This is a genomic window from Inquilinus sp. (assembly GCF_057815775.1).
In genome coordinates, this window is sequence record NZ_JBYRFX010000396.1 from 1 (window position 1) to 17290 (window position 17290).

Consider the following 17290-nt stretch of genomic DNA (forward strand, 5'->3'; position numbering starts at 1 on the left):
CCTCCAGCTCGGCGATCTCGAACGGCTTGGCCAGATAGTCGTCGGCGCCTTCGTCCAGCCCGGTCACACGGCCATCGAGGCTGGCATTGGCGGTCAGGATGATCACCGGGGTCCGGCTGCCGCGGCGGCGCATCCGCCGCAGCACCTGCAGCCCGTCCAGCTTGGGCAGGGTCAGGTCGAGAATGACCAGGTCGTAGTCCTGCACGCTGAGGACATGGTCGGCGTCCTCGCCGTCGGCGACGCAGTCGATGGTGTAGTTGTCGCGCCGCAGCAGCTTGGCGAGCCATTCCGCCAGCTCGGCATTGTCTTCGACCAGGAGCAATCGCATGGCGCCACAGCGCCACCGGGGCGGGCCCGCGTCAAGCGTCGCAATGGCCGGGACCACAAAAGAAAAAGCCCCGCTTGCGGCGGGGCCTCGGTCGATGACCGGCTGGGTGTTTGGCTGGGGGACTAGGATTCGAACCTAGGCTGGCGGAGTCAGAGTCCGCTGTCCTACCACTAGACGATCCCCCAGCAGCCGGCGGGAGGGTGTCTACCCCAGCGATCCGCCCGTGTAAAGGGTTCCGTTCACAGCGGGCCGTCATGCCCCGAAACGGATGCGACGGTGGCGACATTTCCTCTTTGGCCGTGGCTGCGCTACAGTTCCATGAAAGGGATGGAGGCGCCGTTCGAATTCAGACGGACGGGCCATGGAAGGAATATCGGTGGTGGAGTCGATCGCACTTACCAAGGCCACCGCGGCCGGCGATCGACGTCGGACGCCAAGGGCGGAGCCGCTTTACGCGGCGATTGATCTCGGCACGAACAACTGCCGGCTGCTGATCGCACGCGCGGCGGCGGATGGATTCGAGGTGGTGGACGCCTTCAGCCGCATCGTCCGGCTGGGCGAGGGGGTCGGCGCGACCGGCCGCCTGCAGCCCGAGGCGATCCAGCGGACGCTGTCGGCCCTGCGCATCTGTGCCGCCAAGATCCGGCGTCAGAACGTCGTGCTGTCGCGGGTGGTGGCAACGGAAGCCTGCCGCCAGGCCGCCAATTTCCCCGCCTTCCGCGACCGGGTGCGGCGCGAGGCCGGGCTCGACCTCGAGATGATTCCGGCGTCGGAGGAGGCGCGGCTGGCCGCGGCAGGCTGTGCGCCGTTGCTCGACCCCACAGTGCCGCATGCGATCATCTTCGACATCGGCGGCGGATCGACCGAGCTGACCTGGCTGGAAATCGATTCGGCCGGGCACACGGTCACGCTCGATGCCCTCAGCATTCCGCTCGGCGTCGTCTCATTGGCCGAGCTGCATGGTGGCCACCAGGTCTCGGCCGAGACCTATGCGGCGATGAGCGCGGTCACCCTGGCGGCCCTGGCCGATTTCGAGGCCCGCAACAACCTGCGCGGCCTGATCGAGCAGGGCCGGATGCAGATGATCGGGTCCTCCGGCACCGTGACCACGCTGGCCGGGGTGCATCTCGGCCTGCCGCGCTACATCCGGTCCCAGGTCGACGGCACGACCCTGTCCTTCGCCGATGCGCGCGCGGCCAGCCATATGCTGCTCGGGCTCGACTATGCCGCCCGGTCGGCCTATCCCTGCATCGGCCGCGACCGGGCCGATCTCGTCCTGGCCGGCTGTGCCATCCTCGAGGCGATCTGCGACACCTGGCCGGTCGGCCGGCTGCGGGTCGGCGACCGCGGCGTCCGCGAGGGCATCCTGTTCGATCTGTTGGCGGAGGCGCAGCGGCGCCGGGCCGCAAAGCCATCCGGGTGAGATGAAGACTCCGAAGAAGCCGGGTATCGGCCAGAAAAGCGGTGGGCCGAGCGGCCGCGGCAGCCGTGGCCTGAGCGTGCGCGTGAAGACCGCGAAGACCCGCACCCTGTCCTCGACCCGCTGGCTCGAACGCCAGCTCAACGACCCCTATGTCGCCGAGGCCAAGCGCCTGGGCTATCGCTCGCGGGCGGCGTTCAAGCTGCTGCAGCTCGACGACAAGCTGCAGCTGCTGCGCCGCGGCATGCGCGTGGTCGATCTCGGCTGCGCCCCGGGCGGCTGGGTCCAGGTGGCGCTGGAGCGGGTCGGACCGCAGGGCAAGGTGGTCGGCATCGACATCCTCGGCATGGCCCCGGTGCCGGGCGCGACCGTGATGCAGATGGACTTCCTGGATCCGCAGGCGCCGGCCCGGCTGAAAGAGGCCCTGGCCGGCCCGGCCGACATCGTGCTCAGCGACATGGCGGCGCCGACGGTCGGCCACACCATGACCGACCATCTGCGAATCATGGCACTGGCCGAGGTCGCGGTCGACTTCGCGGTCGACGTGCTGGTGCCCGGCGGCGTCTTCGTTGCGAAGCTGTTCCAGGGTGGGGCGGAGAAGGACCTTCTGGATATTCTGAAACGTCACTTCGCCAAGGTCCGGCACGTCAAGCCGGCGGCCAGCCGGCAGGACAGCTCCGAGGTCTATATCGTCGCCACCGATTTCCGCAAGGCGACGTCTGATACCTCCGATCTTTCCGGCGCAGAGCAGGCCCCCTAGATCCGCGCTTCACAACCGGACGGCCAGGGCTATATTGCGGCGCTTCCACGCTTTGGGAGCCCCATATGCAGTTCCGCGATGCCCTGACCTTCGATGACGTCCTGCTGGTGCCGCAGGCTTCGTCGATCCTGCCCGCCGACGCGGACACGCGGACCCGGCTGACCAAGCGGATCGAGCTGGGCATTCCGCTGCTCTCCGCCGCCATGGACACGGTGACCGAAGCCCCGCTGGCGATCGCGATGGCCCAGGCCGGCGGCCTCGGCGTCATCCACCGCAATCTCGATATCGAGCGCCAGGCCGAAGAAGTGCGCAAGGTGAAGCGCTTCGAGAGCGGCATGGTGGTCAACCCGATCACCATAGGCCCGGAGGCCTCCCTGGCCGCGGCCCTGTCGCTGATGGACCGGCACGGCATCTCCGGCATCCCGGTGGTCGAGGACAGTGGCAAGCTGGTCGGCATCCTGACCAACCGAGACGTCCGCTTCGCCACCAACCCGAATCAGCCGGTGCGCGAGCTGATGACCAAGGAGGGCCTGGTCACGGTCCGCGAAGGCGTCGACAAGGCTGAGGCCAAGCGCCTGCTGCACCAGAACCGGATCGAGAAGCTGCTGGTCGTCGACCAGGATTACCGCTGCATCGGCCTGGTCACGGTCAAGGACATCATCCGCGCCCAGCTGCACCCCAACGCCTGCAAGGATGAGCAGGGGCGGCTGCGCGCCGCCGCCGCCACCGGCACCGGCGACAAGGGCATCTCCCGCGCCGAGGCGCTGTTCGATGCCGGTGTCGACGTGCTGGTGCTGGACACGGCGCACGGCCATTCCGAAGGCGTGCTGAAGAGCGTGGAGCGGGCACGCCGCCTGTCGAACTCGACCCAGATCGTCGCCGGCAACGTCGCCACCGCCGATGCCGCCAAGGCGCTGATCGACGCCGGGGCCGATGCGGTCAAGGTCGGCATCGGGCCGGGCTCGATCTGCACCACCCGCATGGTCGCGGGCGTCGGTGTGCCGCAGCTGACCGCGGTGCTGGACGCGGTCGAGGTCTGCCGGAAGCTGGACATCCCCGTGATCTCCGACGGCGGCATCAAATACTCCGGCGACCTGGCCAAGGCCATCGCCGCCGGCGCCAACGTGGTGATGCTCGGCTCGCTGTTCGCCGGCACCGACGAGGCGCCGGGCGAAGTGGTGCTGTACCAGGGCCGCTCCTACAAGAGCTATCGCGGCATGGGCTCGCTCGGCGCCATGGCGCGCGGCTCGGCCGACCGCTATTTCCAGCAGGAGGTGTCGGACACGCTGAAGCTGGTGCCGGAAGGCGTCGAGGGCCGGGTGCCGTACAAGGGGCCGGCCGCCAACGTCATCCACCAGCTGGTGGGCGGCCTGAAGGCGGCGATGGGTTACACCGGCAGCCGCACCATCCCGGACCTGCACCAGCGGGCGGAATTCGTGCGCATCACCAATGCCGGCCTGCGCGAAAGCCATGTGCACGACATCACCGTGACGCACGAGGCGCCGAACTACCGTCCGGGTCTCTGAGCGGCCCTTAACCGTTTCCTTTTGCTGTCATTGCCGGGCTTGACCCGGCAATCCAGAGGCTGTCGACAATCTCTGGATGCCCGGATCAAGTCCGGGCATGACAGGGAAGGACAATGGGACGCGATCTGGTCAAGCCAGCGACACTGGCCCCGGCCCGCAGCCCACCTTATGGTGCTGACCTATTGCTCCCGCAACCCGGCAAGGTCGACATGGGCACCCAGGATTCGGACGATCCCTATCTCTGGCTCGAAGAGGTCGATGGCGCCACGGCGCTCGACTGGGTCCGGGCCCGCAATGCCGAGAGCTTGGCGCGCCTTGCCGGCACGCCGGATTTCGAGCGCATGCGCGGACAGATGCTGGAGATCCTCGATTCCGAGGCCAAGATCCCGCATGTCGTCCGCCGCGGCGACCGCTACTACAATTTCTGGCGCGATGCCGCCCATCCGCGCGGCCTTTGGCGCCGCACCACCCTGGCCGGCTTCCGTGCGGCCGAGCCGGAGTGGGAGATCCTGATGGATCTCGACGCTGTGGCCGAGGCCGAGGGCGAGAACTGGGTCTGGCATGGCGCCGACTGCCTGGAGCCCGGCCCGGGCGAGTCCTGGCGGCGCTGCCTGGTCGCCCTGTCGCGCGGCGGTGCCGATGCCCATGTCGTCCGGGAATTCGACCTGGAGACCCTGGCCTTCGTGCCGGATGGCTTTGCCCTGCCGGAGGCGAAGAGCCGGTTCGGCTGGAAGGATGCCGACACGATCTATGTCGGCACCGATTTCGGCCCGGGGTCGCTGACCAAATCGGGCTATCCCCGCATCGTCAAGCAGTGGCGCCGCGGCGTGCCGCTGGCCGCGGCGGAGACGGTCTATGAGGGGCAGGAGGACGACCTCGCGGTCGATGCCTTCCACGACGCCTTTCCCGGCTTCGAGCGCGACTTCGTCGCCCGCCGGATCGATTTCTACACCAGCCAGCTGTTCCTGGTCGGCGCCGGTGGCGAGTTGCGCCTGATCGACGTGCCGGAGCATGCCGAGGCGAGCACCCATGGCGAATGGCTGCTGGTCACGCCGCGGACGGAGTGGACGGTTGGCGGCCATACCTATGCCGGTGGTGCCTTGCTGGCCGCCCGGCTGGACGACTGGATGGCCGGCGACCGCGCGCTGTCCGTGCTGTTCGAGCCGAGCGAGACCACGGCGCTATCGAGCTATTCCGGCACCCGCCATCACCTCGTGCTGCAGATCCTGGACGATGTGAAGAGCCGGGTGGGGATCCTGACGCCGGGGGACGGCGGCTGGGCGCGCCAGGTGCTGCAGGGCCTGCCCGAGGCGGCGACCATCGCCTATGTCGGCACCACGCCGCATGAGGATGACGAGATCCTGGTGCTCGCCTCCGGCTTCCTCGACCCCGACACGCTGTATCGCGGCATCGCCGGCAAATCAGGGTTCGAAGCGCTGAAGCAGGGGCCGGCCTTCTTCGACGCCTCCGGCTTCGCGGTCGAACAGCACTTCGCGATCTCGGCCGACGGCACGCGGGTGCCGTATTTCGTGGTCGCTGCCAAGGACCTGGTCCGCGACGGCCATGCGCCGACGCTGCTGACCGGCTATGGCGGCTTCGAGGTGCCGCTGCTGCCGCATTACGTCCCGGGTGAAGGGCGGCTGTGGCTCGAGCGCGGCGGCGTCTATGTCGTCGCCAACATCCGCGGCGGCGGCGAATACGGCCCGGGCGGGCACCAGGCGGCGCTGCGCGACCAGCGGCCGCGCGCCTATGAGGATTTCTCTGCGGTGGCGCGCGACCTGGTCGCGCGCGGCATCACCGCGGTGCCGCATCTCGGCATCGAGGGCGGCAGCAATGGCGGGCTGCTGGTCGGCAACATGCTGACGCAGTACCCCGAACTGTTCGGCGCCGTGGTCTGCGCCGTGCCGCTGCTCGACATGAAGCGCTACACCAAGCTGCTCGCCGGCGCCTCCTGGGTTGCGGAATACGGCGACCCAGACAAGCCGGAGGATTGGGCGTTCCTGCAGGGCATCTCGCCCTACCACAACCTCCGGGACGGCGTCGCGACGCCGCCGGTGCTGTTCCTGACCTCGACCCGCGACGACCGGGTCCATCCCGGCCATGCCCGCAAGATGGCGGCGAAGATGATCGCGATGGGCGCCGACGTGCTCTATCACGAGAACATCGAGGGCGGTCACGGTGCCGCCGCGAACAACGCGCAGACCGCCTTCAACCAGGCCCTGATCCACGCCTTCCTGCGGGAGAAGCTGCAGGGCTGAGGTTTCAGCACGACAGAGCTGAATGATCGCCATTCAGTTCTGTCGTGCTCCCGCGCGGCCAGGCCGCGACGATGATGCCGCCTTCGCGTGAACAGCGCCTGCGGAGGTCTCTTGGCGTCACCATCTTACCCCCTGATGATCCTGGTGGCCGGCCCGTACCGGTCCGGCACCGGCGACGACCCGGCGCGGATCGCTGCCAACATGCGGGCGATGAACCAGGCTGCGTTGCACCTGTTCCGGGCCGGCCATCTGCCGGTCACCGGTGAGGCGCAGGCCCTGCCGCTGGTCGAGACCGCCGGGTCCGGCGGCATCGGCGACGCCGTCTTCGACGAGATCTTCCACCCGGTCGGTGAGCGGCTGGCCCGGCGCTGCGACGTTTGCCTGCGCATCGGCGGCGCCTCGGTGGGCGCCGATGCGATGGTCGCGATCTTCGAGCAGGCGGGGCGGCCGGTCTATCGGCGTCTCGAAGACGTTCCGGGAGCCGCGTGATGCAGGACCGGATCCGGATCAAGAGCGTGCAGACCCTGTCCGACGACTGGTATGTGCTGAAGAAGACCACCTTCGACTACCAGCGCCAGGATGGCAGCTGGCAGACCCTGAACCGCGAGACCTACGACCGCGGCAACGGCGCCGTCATCCTGCTGTACGACCCGGCACGCGGCCGCGTGCTGCTGACCCGACAGTTCCGCTTCCCGGCCTATGTCAACGGCCACCCGGCGCCGCTGATCGAGGCCTGCGCCGGGCTGCTCGACGACCGCGACCCGGAAACCTGCATCCGGCAAGAGGCGGAGGAGGAGACCGGCACCCGTATTGCGGCGCCGCGCCGGGTGTTCGAGGCGTTCATGAGCCCGGGCTCGGTGACCGAGCGGCTGGTGTTCTTCGTTGCCGCCTACAGCCCGGCGGACAAGGTCTCCGGCGGCGGCGGGCTGGTCGCCGAGGGCGAGGACATCGAGCTGCTGGAACCGACGCTAGCGGAAGCGCTGGCGATGGTCGAGCGCGGCGAGATCATGGACGGCAAGACCATTCTCCTGCTGCAATACGCCCAGCTGAATCGACTTTTGAGCTGAGCGTGGCCACTGGCGAGCCGGACTGGGACGACATCCGCATCTTTCTGGCCGTCGCCCGGACCGGCAGCCTGACCGAGGCCGCACGCCGGCTGCAGCTCAGCCAGCCCACCGTCGGCCGGCACCTGAAGTCGCTGGAGGCGCTGGCCGGCGCCCGGCTGTTCGAACGGCTGCCGAATCGCCTGGAGCTGACCGCGGTCGGCCAGGCGCTGGTCGAGGCTGCCGCCGGTATGGAGGAGGGGGCGGGGGCCCTGGTCCGGCGGCTGCGCCAGGCCGTCGCCACCGAGGCCGAGCCGGTCCGCATCACCGCCACCAGTTCGGTGGCGCTGTTCGTCACCGGGCATCTGCAGGCGTTGCTGGCCGAAAGCGGCCGCATGATCGCGATCGGCAATTCACGCGCCCAGGCCAGCCTCGCCTGGCGTGAGGCCGACATCGCCCTGCGGATGCGCCGGGTGCCGGAAGAGGGCGACCTGGCCGCCCGCCGGATCGGCCGCATCGCCTTCGCGCTTTATGCGTCGCGGGCTTATGCCCGGCGTCACGGGCTGGAGGGGGGCGGCAGCCTCGCCGGGCTGCACTTCATCGGCCTGCCGGAGCCGGAGCGGTCGCCGTCGCAATCGGCCTGGTTCGATGCGGTGGCGGACCAGGGCACCATCCTGTGCCGCCTGGGCGAGGTGTTCCTGCGCCATCGTGCCGTGGCCGACGGGCTCGGCGTCACGCTGCTGCCCTGCTTCCTCGGCGACGGGGATGACCGGCTGCTGCGCCTCGGTGAGCCCGTTCCAGAGCTGACCGAGGAGGTCTACCTGATGCTGCACGAGACTCTGCGGCAGGACCGTGGCGTCCGTGCCGTGGCCGAGGCCCTGGCCCGCTTGTTCCGCCGGGAGCAGGCGGCTCTCGGCGGCGAGGCGGGCTGACCCGAGGTTACTCCGCGGCCTGGCGCTGCCCGTGGTCGTGGATCAGCTGCCACAGCTTCTGGTTGGTCGCCGGCATGTCGACATGCTCGACCCCGAGCGGCGACAGCGCGTCGACGATGGCGTTGATCACTGCCGGCGGCGCACCGATCGCCCCGGCCTCGCCGGCGCCCTTCAGCCCCAGCGGGTTCGTGGTGCAGGGGATCTCGTTGTACTTGAAGGCGACGAAGGGCAGATCCACCGCCCGCGGCATCGCGTAATCCATGAACGAGCCGGACAGCAGCTGGCCGCTCTCGCCGTCGAAGACGGTGTTCTCGAACAGCGCCTGGCCCAGGCCCTGGGCGATGCCGCCATGGACCTGGCCGGCGACCATCAGCGGGTTCAGCACCCGGCCGAAATCGTCGACCACGGTGTAGCGCAGGATCTCCAGCGCACCGGTGTCGCCGTCGATCTCGATCTCGATGAGGTGGGCGCCGTTGGGGAAGGTCGCCGCCGGCGGGGTGAAGCCGCCGCGCTCCTCGAACGCGATCTCCGCCTCGCCCTGGGCCGCGATCTCGGCCAGGGTCATCGACCTGTCGGTGCCGACCACGCTGAACCGCCCATCGGCGAAGGTGATGTCGACCGCCGCCGTTTCCATCAGATCCGCGGCGCGCAGCCTGGCCTTCTCCCGGATCCGGATCGACCCGTCCTGCACCGCGGCGCCGCCGACCGGCACCGAGCGCGAGCCGCCGGTGCCGTTGCCGGTGCGGACCAGATCGGTGTCGCCCTGGACCACTGTGATGCGGTCCGGCTCGACCCCGAGATGCTCGCCGATGATCTGCTTGTAGGCCGTCTCGTGGCCCTGGCCGTTGGTCTGGGTGCCGATGAAGATCGTCACCGCGCCGTCGCGGCCGACCCTGATGTCGGCATTCTCGTCCGGGCCGCCGCCGCAGGCCTCGACATAGGTGGCGATGCCGAGGCCGCGATACTTGCCGCGGGTTGCCGATTCGCGCCGGCGCTGCTCGAACCCGGCATAGTCGGCGACCTGCGCCGCCTCCTCGAGGTTGCGGGTGAATTCGCCGCTGTCGTAGGTGACGCCGGTGACCGTGGCGTAGGGCATCGCCGAAGGCGGGATGTAGTTGCGCCGCCGCAGCTCGATCGGGTCGATGCCCAGCGCCCGCGCCGCATGGTCGACCATGCGCTCGACATTGTAGGACGCCTCGGGCCGCCCGGCGCCGCGATAGGCGTCGACCGGCTGGGTGTTGGTGAAGACGCCGCGCACCCGCTCATACACGCCTTGCAGCGTGTAGAGGCCGTTCAGCATCTGGGCGCCGCCGGCATTGGTCGGGATATAGGGCGCGAAGTTCGAGAGATAGGCACCCATGTTGGCGATCATGTCGACGCGCAGCGCCAGGAAGCGGGCATCCTTGTCGACCGCCAGCTCGACCGTGGTGACGTTGTCGCGGCCATGGTCGTCGCTGATGAAGGCCTCGGTCCGCTCCGACGTCCATTTCACCGGCCGGCCGAATTTCCGCGCGGCGTAGAGGGTCGCCGGATACTCCGGGTACATGAACATCTTCATGCCGAAGCCGCCGCCGACATCGGTGCTGCGGATCAGGAAGCGGTCCTTGGGCTGCTTGAAGATGTCGTCGGCCAGCATGTCGCGCAGCAGATGCACGCCCTGGCAGGCGACATAGAGCACGAATCGCTCGTCGGTCGCGTCCCAGTCGGCGTGGCAGCAGCGCGGCTCCATCGGCGACGCCACCACCCGGTTGTTGACGAGGTCGAGCCGGATCACCCGGTCCGCCCCGGCGAACAGCGATTCGACCTGATCCTTCTGGCCGAACTCCCAGTCGAAGCAGACATTGCCCGGGGCTTCGTCCCAGATCGCCGGATCGGTCAGCGTCCGCACCGGGTCGACCGCGGCGGGCAGCGCCTCGTATTCGATTTCGATCGCCTCGGCGGCGTCCTTGGCCTGCTCGATCGTCTCGGCGACGACCAGCGCCACCGGCTCGCCGACATGGCGGACCCGGCCGCGGGCCAGGATCGGCCGCGGCGGCAGCGCCTGGTCCGAGCCGTCGCTGTTCTTCACCGTGGCGTAGCATTTCAGCTCGCCGATGCCGTCGGCGTCGAGGTCGCGGATGGTGACGATACCGATCACGCCCGGCATGGCCGCCGCGGCCGTGGTGTCCAGGCTGCGGATCTCGGCATGGGCGAAGGGGGAGCGGAGGAAAATGCCCTGGGCCTGGCCGGGGGCGGAGATGTCGTCCGTGTAGCGGCCGCCACCTATCAGAAGGCGGGGATCCTCGCTGCGACGCATGGGCTGCCCGATGCCGAACTTGGTCGCCATGATCTTTTCCTCCCACACGCGTGAATCAGGTTAGGATCTTATGTGGACGCCCTGAGCGTCAATGCCATGTCGGACAATAACCGCGCCTAATTGCATCACTGCGGTGCGCGGACCAGCGACGGGGCTAGCAATGGGGGACCGTCTTCGCTACATAGACGCCATCGCCGGCTGCTTGGCGCAGCCGGCCTTTTTCGTTTGTCGACAGGTGCCCCTTGCAGCAGGTCTTGCTCGTCATCCACGTTCTGATCGCAGTGGCCCTGATCGGGGTGATCCTGATCCAGCGGAGCGAAGGCGGTGGCCTGGGCATCGGCGGTGGCGGTGGCGGCGGGCTGGTCTCGATCCGCGGCCAGGCCAACCTGCTGACCCGCGTGACCGCCATCCTGGCCGGCGCGTTCATGGTCACGAGCATCGTCCTGGCGATCCTGGCCGGCGCACACCGGTCCGGCTCCGCGATCGTCACCGAACAGCCGGGCGCGCCGACGCAATCCGCACCGGCCAGCACCACGCCGGCGGCGCCGACGGTTCCCACCTCGGAATAACCCGTCGGCATATCTGTCATGTCGAGGCGGCCCGGGCCACGGGCCGCCTCGTTGTTTTTGGCTGGACGAATCTGGGATAGGGTACAATTCCATGACGCGGTACATCTTCATTACCGGCGGCGTGGTCTCCTCGCTTGGCAAGGGACTGGGCGCAGCAGCACTCGGGGCACTTCTTCAGGCGCGGGGATTCAAAGTCCGGCTCCGGAAGCTCGACCCCTATCTCAACGTCGATCCGGGCACGATGAGCCCGACGCAGCACGGCGAGGTCTTCGTCACCGATGACGGGGCGGAAACCGACCTCGACCTCGGCCATTACGAACGCTTCACCGGCGTATCCGCCCGCAAGAGCGACAACGTCACCACCGGCAAGATCTATTCCAACGTGATCGCGCGTGAGCGCCGTGGCGACTATCTCGGCGCCACGGTGCAGGTGATTCCGCACATCACCGACGCGATCAAGGAATTCATCCGCTCGGACATCACCGACGAAGACTTCATCATCTGCGAAGTCGGCGGTACGGTCGGCGATATCGAGAGCCTGCCATTCCTCGAGGCGATCCGCCAGTTCGGCAACGAGGTCGAGCCTGAGAACGCGCTGTTCCTGCACGTCACGCTGCTGCCCTACATCCCGGCGGCGGGTGAGCTGAAGACCAAGCCGACCCAGCATTCGGTCAAGGAGCTGCTGTCGGTCGGCATCCAGCCGGCGATGCTGCTGTGCCGTGCCGACCGGCCGATCCCGGCCAATGAGCGGCGCAAGATCGCGCTGTTCTGCAACATCCGGCCGGAACGGGTGATCGCCGCCCTCGACGTCGACACCATCTACAACGTGCCGATCTCCTATCACGAGGAAGGCTTCGACGATCAGGTCCTGGCCTATTTCGGCATCGAGCAGCCGGAGACGCCGGACCTGTCGCGCTGGACCGGCATCGTCCAGCGCGTCCGCGCGCCGGAGGGCGAGGTCACGATCGGCGTCGTCGGCAAGTACACCTCGCTGATCGACAGCTACAAGAGCCTGGCCGAGGCCCTGACCCATGGCGGCATCGCCAACAACGTCAAGGTCAAGCTCGACTGGATGGATTCGCAGATCTTCGAATCCGAGGATGCGGTGTCCCATCTCGAGCATGTCCACGGCATCCTGGTGCCCGGCGGCTTCGGCGAGCGCGGGGCTGAGGGCAAGATCCGCGCGGCCCAGTTCGCGCGTGAGCGCAACGTCCCGTATATCGGCATCTGCTTCGGCAGGCAGAGGGCGGTGATCGAGGCGGCGCGCCACATGGCCGGGATGCCGGCGGCGAACTCCACCGAATTCGGCCCGACCAACGAGCCGGTGGTCGGGCTGATGACCGAGTGGACCCGCGGCAATTCGCTGGAGACCCGCCGCAACGACAGCGATCTCGGCGGCACCATGCGCCTCGGCGCCTATCCCGCTGCGCTGGTGCCCGGCAGCCGGGTGCAGGAGATCTACGGCGTGACCGAGATCAGCGAGCGCCACCGCCACCGCTACGAGGTCAACATCAACTACCGCGAGCGGCTGGAACAGGCGGGGCTGTTCTTCTCCGGCCTGTCGCCGGACGGCGTGCTGCCCGAGATCGTGGAACTGCCGAACCATCCCTGGTTCATCGGCGTGCAGTATCATCCGGAGCTGAAGTCCAAGCCGTTCGAGCCGCACCCGCTGTTCACCGATTTCATCCGCGCGGCGATCGAGCAGAGCCGCCTGGTCTGAGCAGAGCACCCGAGGAATCGAGATCATGACCGCAGCCCGCACCGTCACCGTCGGCAATGTCGCCTTCGCCAACGACCGGCCGCTGACCTTGATCGCGGGGCCGTGCCAGCTGGAGAGTCGCGAGCACGCGCTGGAGATGAGCCAGGCGCTGGTCGAGATCACCCGCCGGCTCGGCATCGGCCTCGTCTACAAGACCTCCTTCGACAAGGCCAACCGGACCTCGGCCTCGGCCCAGCGTGGCCTGGGCATGGACAAGAGCCTGCCGATCATGGCCGAGATCCGCGAGAAGTTCGGCTGCCCTGTTCTGACCGACATCCACGACGCGGCGCAATGCGCGCGGGTGGCGGAGGCGGTCGATATCCTGCAGATCCCGGCCTTCCTGTGCCGCCAGACCGATCTGCTGCTCGCCGCCGGCGCCACCGGCCGCACGATCAACGTCAAGAAGGGCCAGTTCCTCGCGCCCTGGGACATGAAGAACGTCGCGTCGAAGATCGCCAGCACCGGCAACGACAAGATCCTGCTGACCGAGCGTGGCGTCAGCTTCGGCTACAACACCCTGGTCAGCGACATGCGCGCGCTGCCGATCCTGGCCCAGACCGGCTATCCCGTGGTGTTCGACGCAACCCATTCGGTGCAGCAGCCGGGCGGGCAGGGCACCAGCTCGGGCGGCCAGCGCGAATTCGTGCCGGTGCTGGCCCGCGCCGCCGTCTCGATCGGCGTCGCCGCCGTGTTCATCGAGACGCACCAGGACCCCGACAACGCCCCGAGCGACGGCCCCAACATGGTGCCGATCAACAAGCTCGAAGCGCTGCTGACCACGCTGCTGGCGATCGACCGCATCGCCAAAGCCGACCCGGTCCGGATCTGACTCGGCCGACACGCCGTCATTCCCGCGAAAGCGGGAATCTCCCCCGTCAGTCTGGAAAGAGATCCCCGCTTTCGCGGGGATGACAGGGCAGGGACGCGTTGACTATTCCGCCGCCGCGGCCAGGGTGGCGTAGCGGCGCTCGGTGTCGGTGATGTAGTCGCGGGTGAACGGGGCGGCGTCACGCTTCCGGGCCAGCTGGATCTGGAACACCATGCAGCCGCCCAGGCGGAACTCGTTCTCGCAGGCCAGCAGATAGAACTCCCACATCCGGCAGAAGCGCTCGTCGTAGAGCTTGGCGATGCGCTCCCGCTGGGCCTGGAACCGCTCGTTCCACGCCGCCAGCGTATCGGCGTAGTGGACGCGCAGGATCTCGATGTCGGTGACCCAGAGACCCTGGCGCTCGACCGCGGCCAGCACCTCCGACAGGGCCGGCGCATAGCCGCCCGGGAAGATGTATTTACGCAGCCAGGCGCCGGTGGTGCCCGGCGGCTGCATCCGCCCGATCGAGTGCAGCAGCATGACCCCATCCTCGGCCAGGAGCTCGCGCACCTTGCCGAAGAACTCGTCGTAATAGGTGACGCCGACATGCTCGAACATGCCGACCGACACGATCCGGTCGAAGCGCTGGTCGAGCAGACGGTAGTCGCGTAGCTCGAACTTTACGCGCTCGGACAGGCCGCGTTTCCGGGCGCGTTCCTCGGACAGTTTCTGCTGCTCGACCGACAGAGTCACGCCCGTCACCTCGACCGGCGCCAGCTCGGCCAGGGTCATGGCCATGCCGCCCCAGCCGCTGCCGATGTCGAGCACGTTGCGGGCGCCGTCGAGCAGCAGCTTTGCCGCGATGTGGCGCTTCTTGGCGGTCTGCGCGTCCTCGAGCGTCCGCACCCCTTCGCCGAAATAGGCGCAGGAGTACTGCATGTCCTCGTCGAGGAAGAGTTCGAACAGCTCGCGCGACAGGTCGTAGTGATGCGCGACGTGTTCCTGCGCCTTGCCGATCGGGTTGTACTGCTGCAGCCGGCTCAGCCGCCGGCCGATTTTCTGGGCGAGCGTCTGCAGCGGATAGCCGTCGAGCGCGTTGTAATTGTGCCCGTACAGCGCGAACAGGTCGGACAGAGTCGTGCCGTCCTGGAAGGTCAGCGTTCCGTCCATATAGGCTTCGCCGACGGCGAGTGCCGGCGCCAGGAACAGCTTGCGTGGCAAGCCGGGGTCATGAAGTCGGACCGATACGAATGGGCCCGGCGCTTTGCCGGGGAAGTCATAGACCACACCACCCGCGTCGGTGACGCGCAGACGCCCGGCTTGAACGAAGCGCGACAGCATGTGGGACAATAGCCGCATCTCGGCACCTTCAGCTTTGCACTTTTGTGGCGAGGCTACTCCCCAAATTGCCGCAGTTTCAACATGCACCCGCCACAATTCGCGGATGAGAGCATTACCGTAGGCGCAGAGGTAAAAATCCTTGCATTTTCCGGGCCGCAGCACAGTCTGGCCGCGCCCGATTCCCGCCTATCATCCGCGCGCAGCAGAGGCAACCGACCATGACCGCGATCGTCGACATCCACGCCCGCCAGATCCTGGACAGCCGGGGCAACCCGACCGTCGAGGTCGATGTCACCCTCGACTCGGGCGCCTTCGGCCGCGCCGCCGTGCCGTCCGGCGCCTCGACCGGCGCCCATGAGGCGGTCGAACTGCGCGACGGCGACAAGTCGGTCTATGGCGGCAAGGGCGTCACCAAGGCGGTCGATGCCGTCAATGGCGAGCTCTATGACGCGCTGACCGGCCTCGACGCCGAAGACCAGATCGCGCTCGACCGCACGATGATCGAGCTGGACGGCACCGCCAACAAGAGCCGGCTCGGCGCCAACGCCATCCTCGGCGTCAGCCTGGCCGTCGCCAAGGCCGCGGCCGACGATGCCGGCCTGCCGCTGTACCGCTATGTCGGCGGCGCCTATGCAAGCACGCTGCCGGTGCCGCTGATGAACATCATCAACGGCGGCGCCCATGCCGACAACCCGATCGACATCCAGGAGTTCATGATCCTGCCGGTCGGCGCGCCGACCCTGGCCGAGGCTGTGCGCACCGGGGCGGAGGTGTTCCACGCCCTGCGCAAGAAGCTGAAGGATGCCGGCCACAACACCAATGTCGGTGACGAAGGCGGTTTCGCCCCCAATCTCGGCTCGGCCGACGAGGCGCTCGGCTTCATCGTCAAGGCGATCGAGGCGGCCGGCTACAAGCCGGGCGAGGACGTGGTGCTGGCGCTCGATGCCGCCTCGTCCGAGTTCTACAAGGACGGCCGCTACGTATTGGCGGGGGAGAACAAGACCCTCGATAGCGCCGGCCTCGTCGCCTATTACGAGGACCTGACCAAGCGCTACCCGATCGTCTCGATCGAGGACGGCATGGCCGAGGACGACTGGGAGGGCTGGGCCGCGATCACCGCGGCACTGGGCAAGACCACCCAGCTGGTCGGCGACGACCTGTTCGTCACCAACCCGGAGCGCCTGTCGCAGGGCATTTCCCGCGGCATCGGCAATTCGATCCTGGTCAAGGTCAACCAGATCGGCACCCTGACCGAGACGCTGCAGGCGGTGGAGATGGCGCACAAGGCCGGCTACACCGCGGTCATGTCGCACCGGTCCGGCGAGACCGAGGATGCGACCATCGCCGACCTTGCCGTCGCCACCAATTGCGGGCAGATCAAGACCGGTTCGCTCAGCCGGTCCGACCGACTCGCGAAGTACAATCAGCTGATCCGCATCGAGGAACAGCTCGGCCGCGCCGCCAGCTACGCTGGAAGGGCCGTGTTCCGCCGTCGTTAGCCCTCGGAATTGACGCCGACCCCGACCTATGGTGATTTAGTCGCATGAGCATGTTTCGCTATATCAGGCGGAAATTGCGACCCGTCATCGGGCCGGTGATCGGCGTCTGCCTGATCACCTATTTCACCTACCATGCGATCCGGGGCGATCACGGCATCTTTGCCCGTGATGCCCTGCAGGGTGAGATCGCCCAGGCCCAGTCGACGCTGGACACGCTGACGACCCAGCGGACGGAAATGGAGAAGCGCGCGGCGCTGATCGATCCGAAGCAGGTCGACCTGGACATGCTGGACGAACGCGCGCGGGCGATGCTGAATGTGGCCAAGCCCGACGAAGTCGTCATTTTCTATCCGAAAACCACCCCCGCGCCGGCCCAATAATTTCCGCGGCGACGCCCGTTGCCGCAGCGGCCGAATCGTCATCGTCCTGCGCCTTGCAAATTCCGCTCATGCGCGGTAGCACTGGGCGTGGCGGCTATGCTAAGCGCGCCTAATAACTCTGATGCCATTCTCTAGAGGGAGGGTCCAGTGGCCGCCACGAAACGTCGTCCTGCCCAGGACAAGACGTCGGGAGCCGCCGCTCCTGCCGTAGCCGGCAAGGACGAGTTGCTGCGCTACTATCGTGACATGCTGCTGATCCGACGCTTCGAGGAGAAGGCCGGACAGCTCTATGGCATGGGACTGATCGGCGGGTTCTGCCATCTCTATATCGGCCAGGAGGCCGTGGTGGTCGGCATCCAGTCGGCGCAGAT

16 protein-coding genes and 1 tRNA gene are annotated in these 17290 nt (G+C 67.8%); 13 read left to right on the top strand and 4 right to left on the bottom strand.

Going from position 1 to position 17290, the window contains the following annotated elements:
- Both AC3XYG_RS14240 and AC3XYG_RS14245 read right to left on the bottom strand, forming a co-directional pair.
- A partial coding sequence (locus AC3XYG_RS14240; protein WP_489140497.1) for a response regulator occupies positions 1 to 328 on the bottom strand: 328 nt, incomplete at its 3' end.
- A gap of 111 nt (positions 329 to 439) precedes the next feature.
- A tRNA-Gln gene (locus AC3XYG_RS14245) sits at positions 440 to 513 on the bottom strand.
- Between the two features lie 191 nt (positions 514 to 704).
- Here AC3XYG_RS14245 and AC3XYG_RS14250 point away from each other — a divergent pair.
- The 7 genes from AC3XYG_RS14250 (at position 705) to AC3XYG_RS14280 (ending at position 8267) form a co-directional block, all read left to right on the top strand.
- Positions 705 to 1751, top strand: coding sequence for a Ppx/GppA phosphatase family protein (locus tag AC3XYG_RS14250; protein WP_489140498.1), 1047 nt, complete (start codon positions 705 to 707; stop codon positions 1749 to 1751).
- Between the two features lies 1 nt (position 1752).
- Complete coding sequence (locus tag AC3XYG_RS14255) at positions 1753 to 2508, top strand: RlmE family RNA methyltransferase (RefSeq protein WP_489140499.1); 756 nt, start codon at positions 1753 to 1755, stop codon at positions 2506 to 2508.
- Positions 2509 to 2573: 65 nt separating this feature from the next.
- On the top strand, positions 2574 to 4034 hold the full coding sequence (guaB, locus tag AC3XYG_RS14260) for an IMP dehydrogenase (RefSeq protein ID WP_489140500.1): 1461 nt from the start codon (positions 2574 to 2576) through the stop codon (positions 4032 to 4034).
- A gap of 182 nt (positions 4035 to 4216) precedes the next feature.
- The gene (locus AC3XYG_RS14265) at positions 4217 to 6292 is read left to right on the top strand and encodes a prolyl oligopeptidase family serine peptidase (RefSeq protein ID WP_489140501.1); all 2076 of its coding nucleotides are present in this window, start codon (positions 4217 to 4219) and stop codon (positions 6290 to 6292) included.
- Between the two features lie 111 nt (positions 6293 to 6403).
- Complete coding sequence (locus tag AC3XYG_RS14270) at positions 6404 to 6781, top strand: hypothetical protein (protein ID WP_489140502.1); 378 nt, start codon at positions 6404 to 6406, stop codon at positions 6779 to 6781.
- Entirely contained in the window at positions 6781 to 7359 is a 579-nt protein-coding gene (locus AC3XYG_RS14275) for an NUDIX domain-containing protein (protein ID WP_489140503.1), read from the top strand. Before AC3XYG_RS14270 ends, AC3XYG_RS14275 begins: the two co-directional genes overlap by 1 nt.
- 2 nt (positions 7360 to 7361) lie before the next feature.
- A complete protein-coding gene (locus AC3XYG_RS14280; RefSeq protein WP_489140504.1) occupies positions 7362 to 8267 on the top strand; it encodes a LysR family transcriptional regulator in 906 nt (301 codons plus the stop codon).
- Between the two features lie 7 nt (positions 8268 to 8274).
- On the opposite strand, the gene AC3XYG_RS14285 is transcribed toward AC3XYG_RS14280, so the two are convergent.
- Positions 8275 to 10593: a xanthine dehydrogenase family protein molybdopterin-binding subunit gene (locus AC3XYG_RS14285; RefSeq protein ID WP_489140505.1), complete on the bottom strand. Its 2319-nt coding sequence runs from the start codon at positions 10591 to 10593 to the stop codon at positions 8275 to 8277.
- Positions 10594 to 10805: 212 nt separating this feature from the next.
- On the opposite strand from AC3XYG_RS14285, the gene secG reads away from it, so the two are divergent.
- From secG to kdsA, 3 genes are all read left to right on the top strand, one after another.
- On the top strand, positions 10806 to 11132 hold the full coding sequence (secG, locus tag AC3XYG_RS14290) for a preprotein translocase subunit SecG (RefSeq protein ID WP_489140506.1): 327 nt from the start codon (positions 10806 to 10808) through the stop codon (positions 11130 to 11132).
- Positions 11133 to 11223: 91 nt separating this feature from the next.
- Positions 11224 to 12852 carry a CTP synthase gene (gene pyrG, locus AC3XYG_RS14295; protein WP_489140507.1) on the top strand — a complete coding sequence of 543 codons (1629 nt, stop codon included), beginning with the start codon at positions 11224 to 11226 and terminating at the stop codon, positions 12850 to 12852.
- 25 nt (positions 12853 to 12877) lie between these two features.
- The gene (gene kdsA / locus AC3XYG_RS14300; RefSeq protein ID WP_489140508.1) at positions 12878 to 13720 is read left to right on the top strand and encodes a 3-deoxy-8-phosphooctulonate synthase; all 843 of its coding nucleotides are present in this window, start codon (positions 12878 to 12880) and stop codon (positions 13718 to 13720) included.
- A gap of 102 nt (positions 13721 to 13822) precedes the next feature.
- On the opposite strand, the gene AC3XYG_RS14305 is transcribed toward kdsA, so the two are convergent.
- The gene (locus AC3XYG_RS14305) at positions 13823 to 15058 is read right to left on the bottom strand and encodes a class I SAM-dependent methyltransferase (RefSeq protein ID WP_489140509.1); all 1236 of its coding nucleotides are present in this window, start codon (positions 15056 to 15058) and stop codon (positions 13823 to 13825) included.
- 200 nt (positions 15059 to 15258) lie between these two features.
- Between AC3XYG_RS14305 and eno the strand changes: the two genes are divergently transcribed.
- From eno to AC3XYG_RS14320, 3 genes are all read left to right on the top strand, one after another.
- On the top strand, positions 15259 to 16539 hold the full coding sequence (gene eno / locus AC3XYG_RS14310; protein WP_489140510.1) for a phosphopyruvate hydratase: 1281 nt from the start codon (positions 15259 to 15261) through the stop codon (positions 16537 to 16539).
- 50 nt (positions 16540 to 16589) lie between these two features.
- A complete protein-coding gene (locus tag AC3XYG_RS14315; RefSeq protein WP_489140511.1) occupies positions 16590 to 16919 on the top strand; it encodes an FtsB family cell division protein in 330 nt (109 codons plus the stop codon).
- Positions 16920 to 17066: 147 nt separating this feature from the next.
- Positions 17067 to 17290, top strand: a 224-nt coding sequence (locus AC3XYG_RS14320) for a thiamine pyrophosphate-dependent enzyme (RefSeq protein WP_489140512.1), incomplete at its 3' end; no start/stop codon positions are given.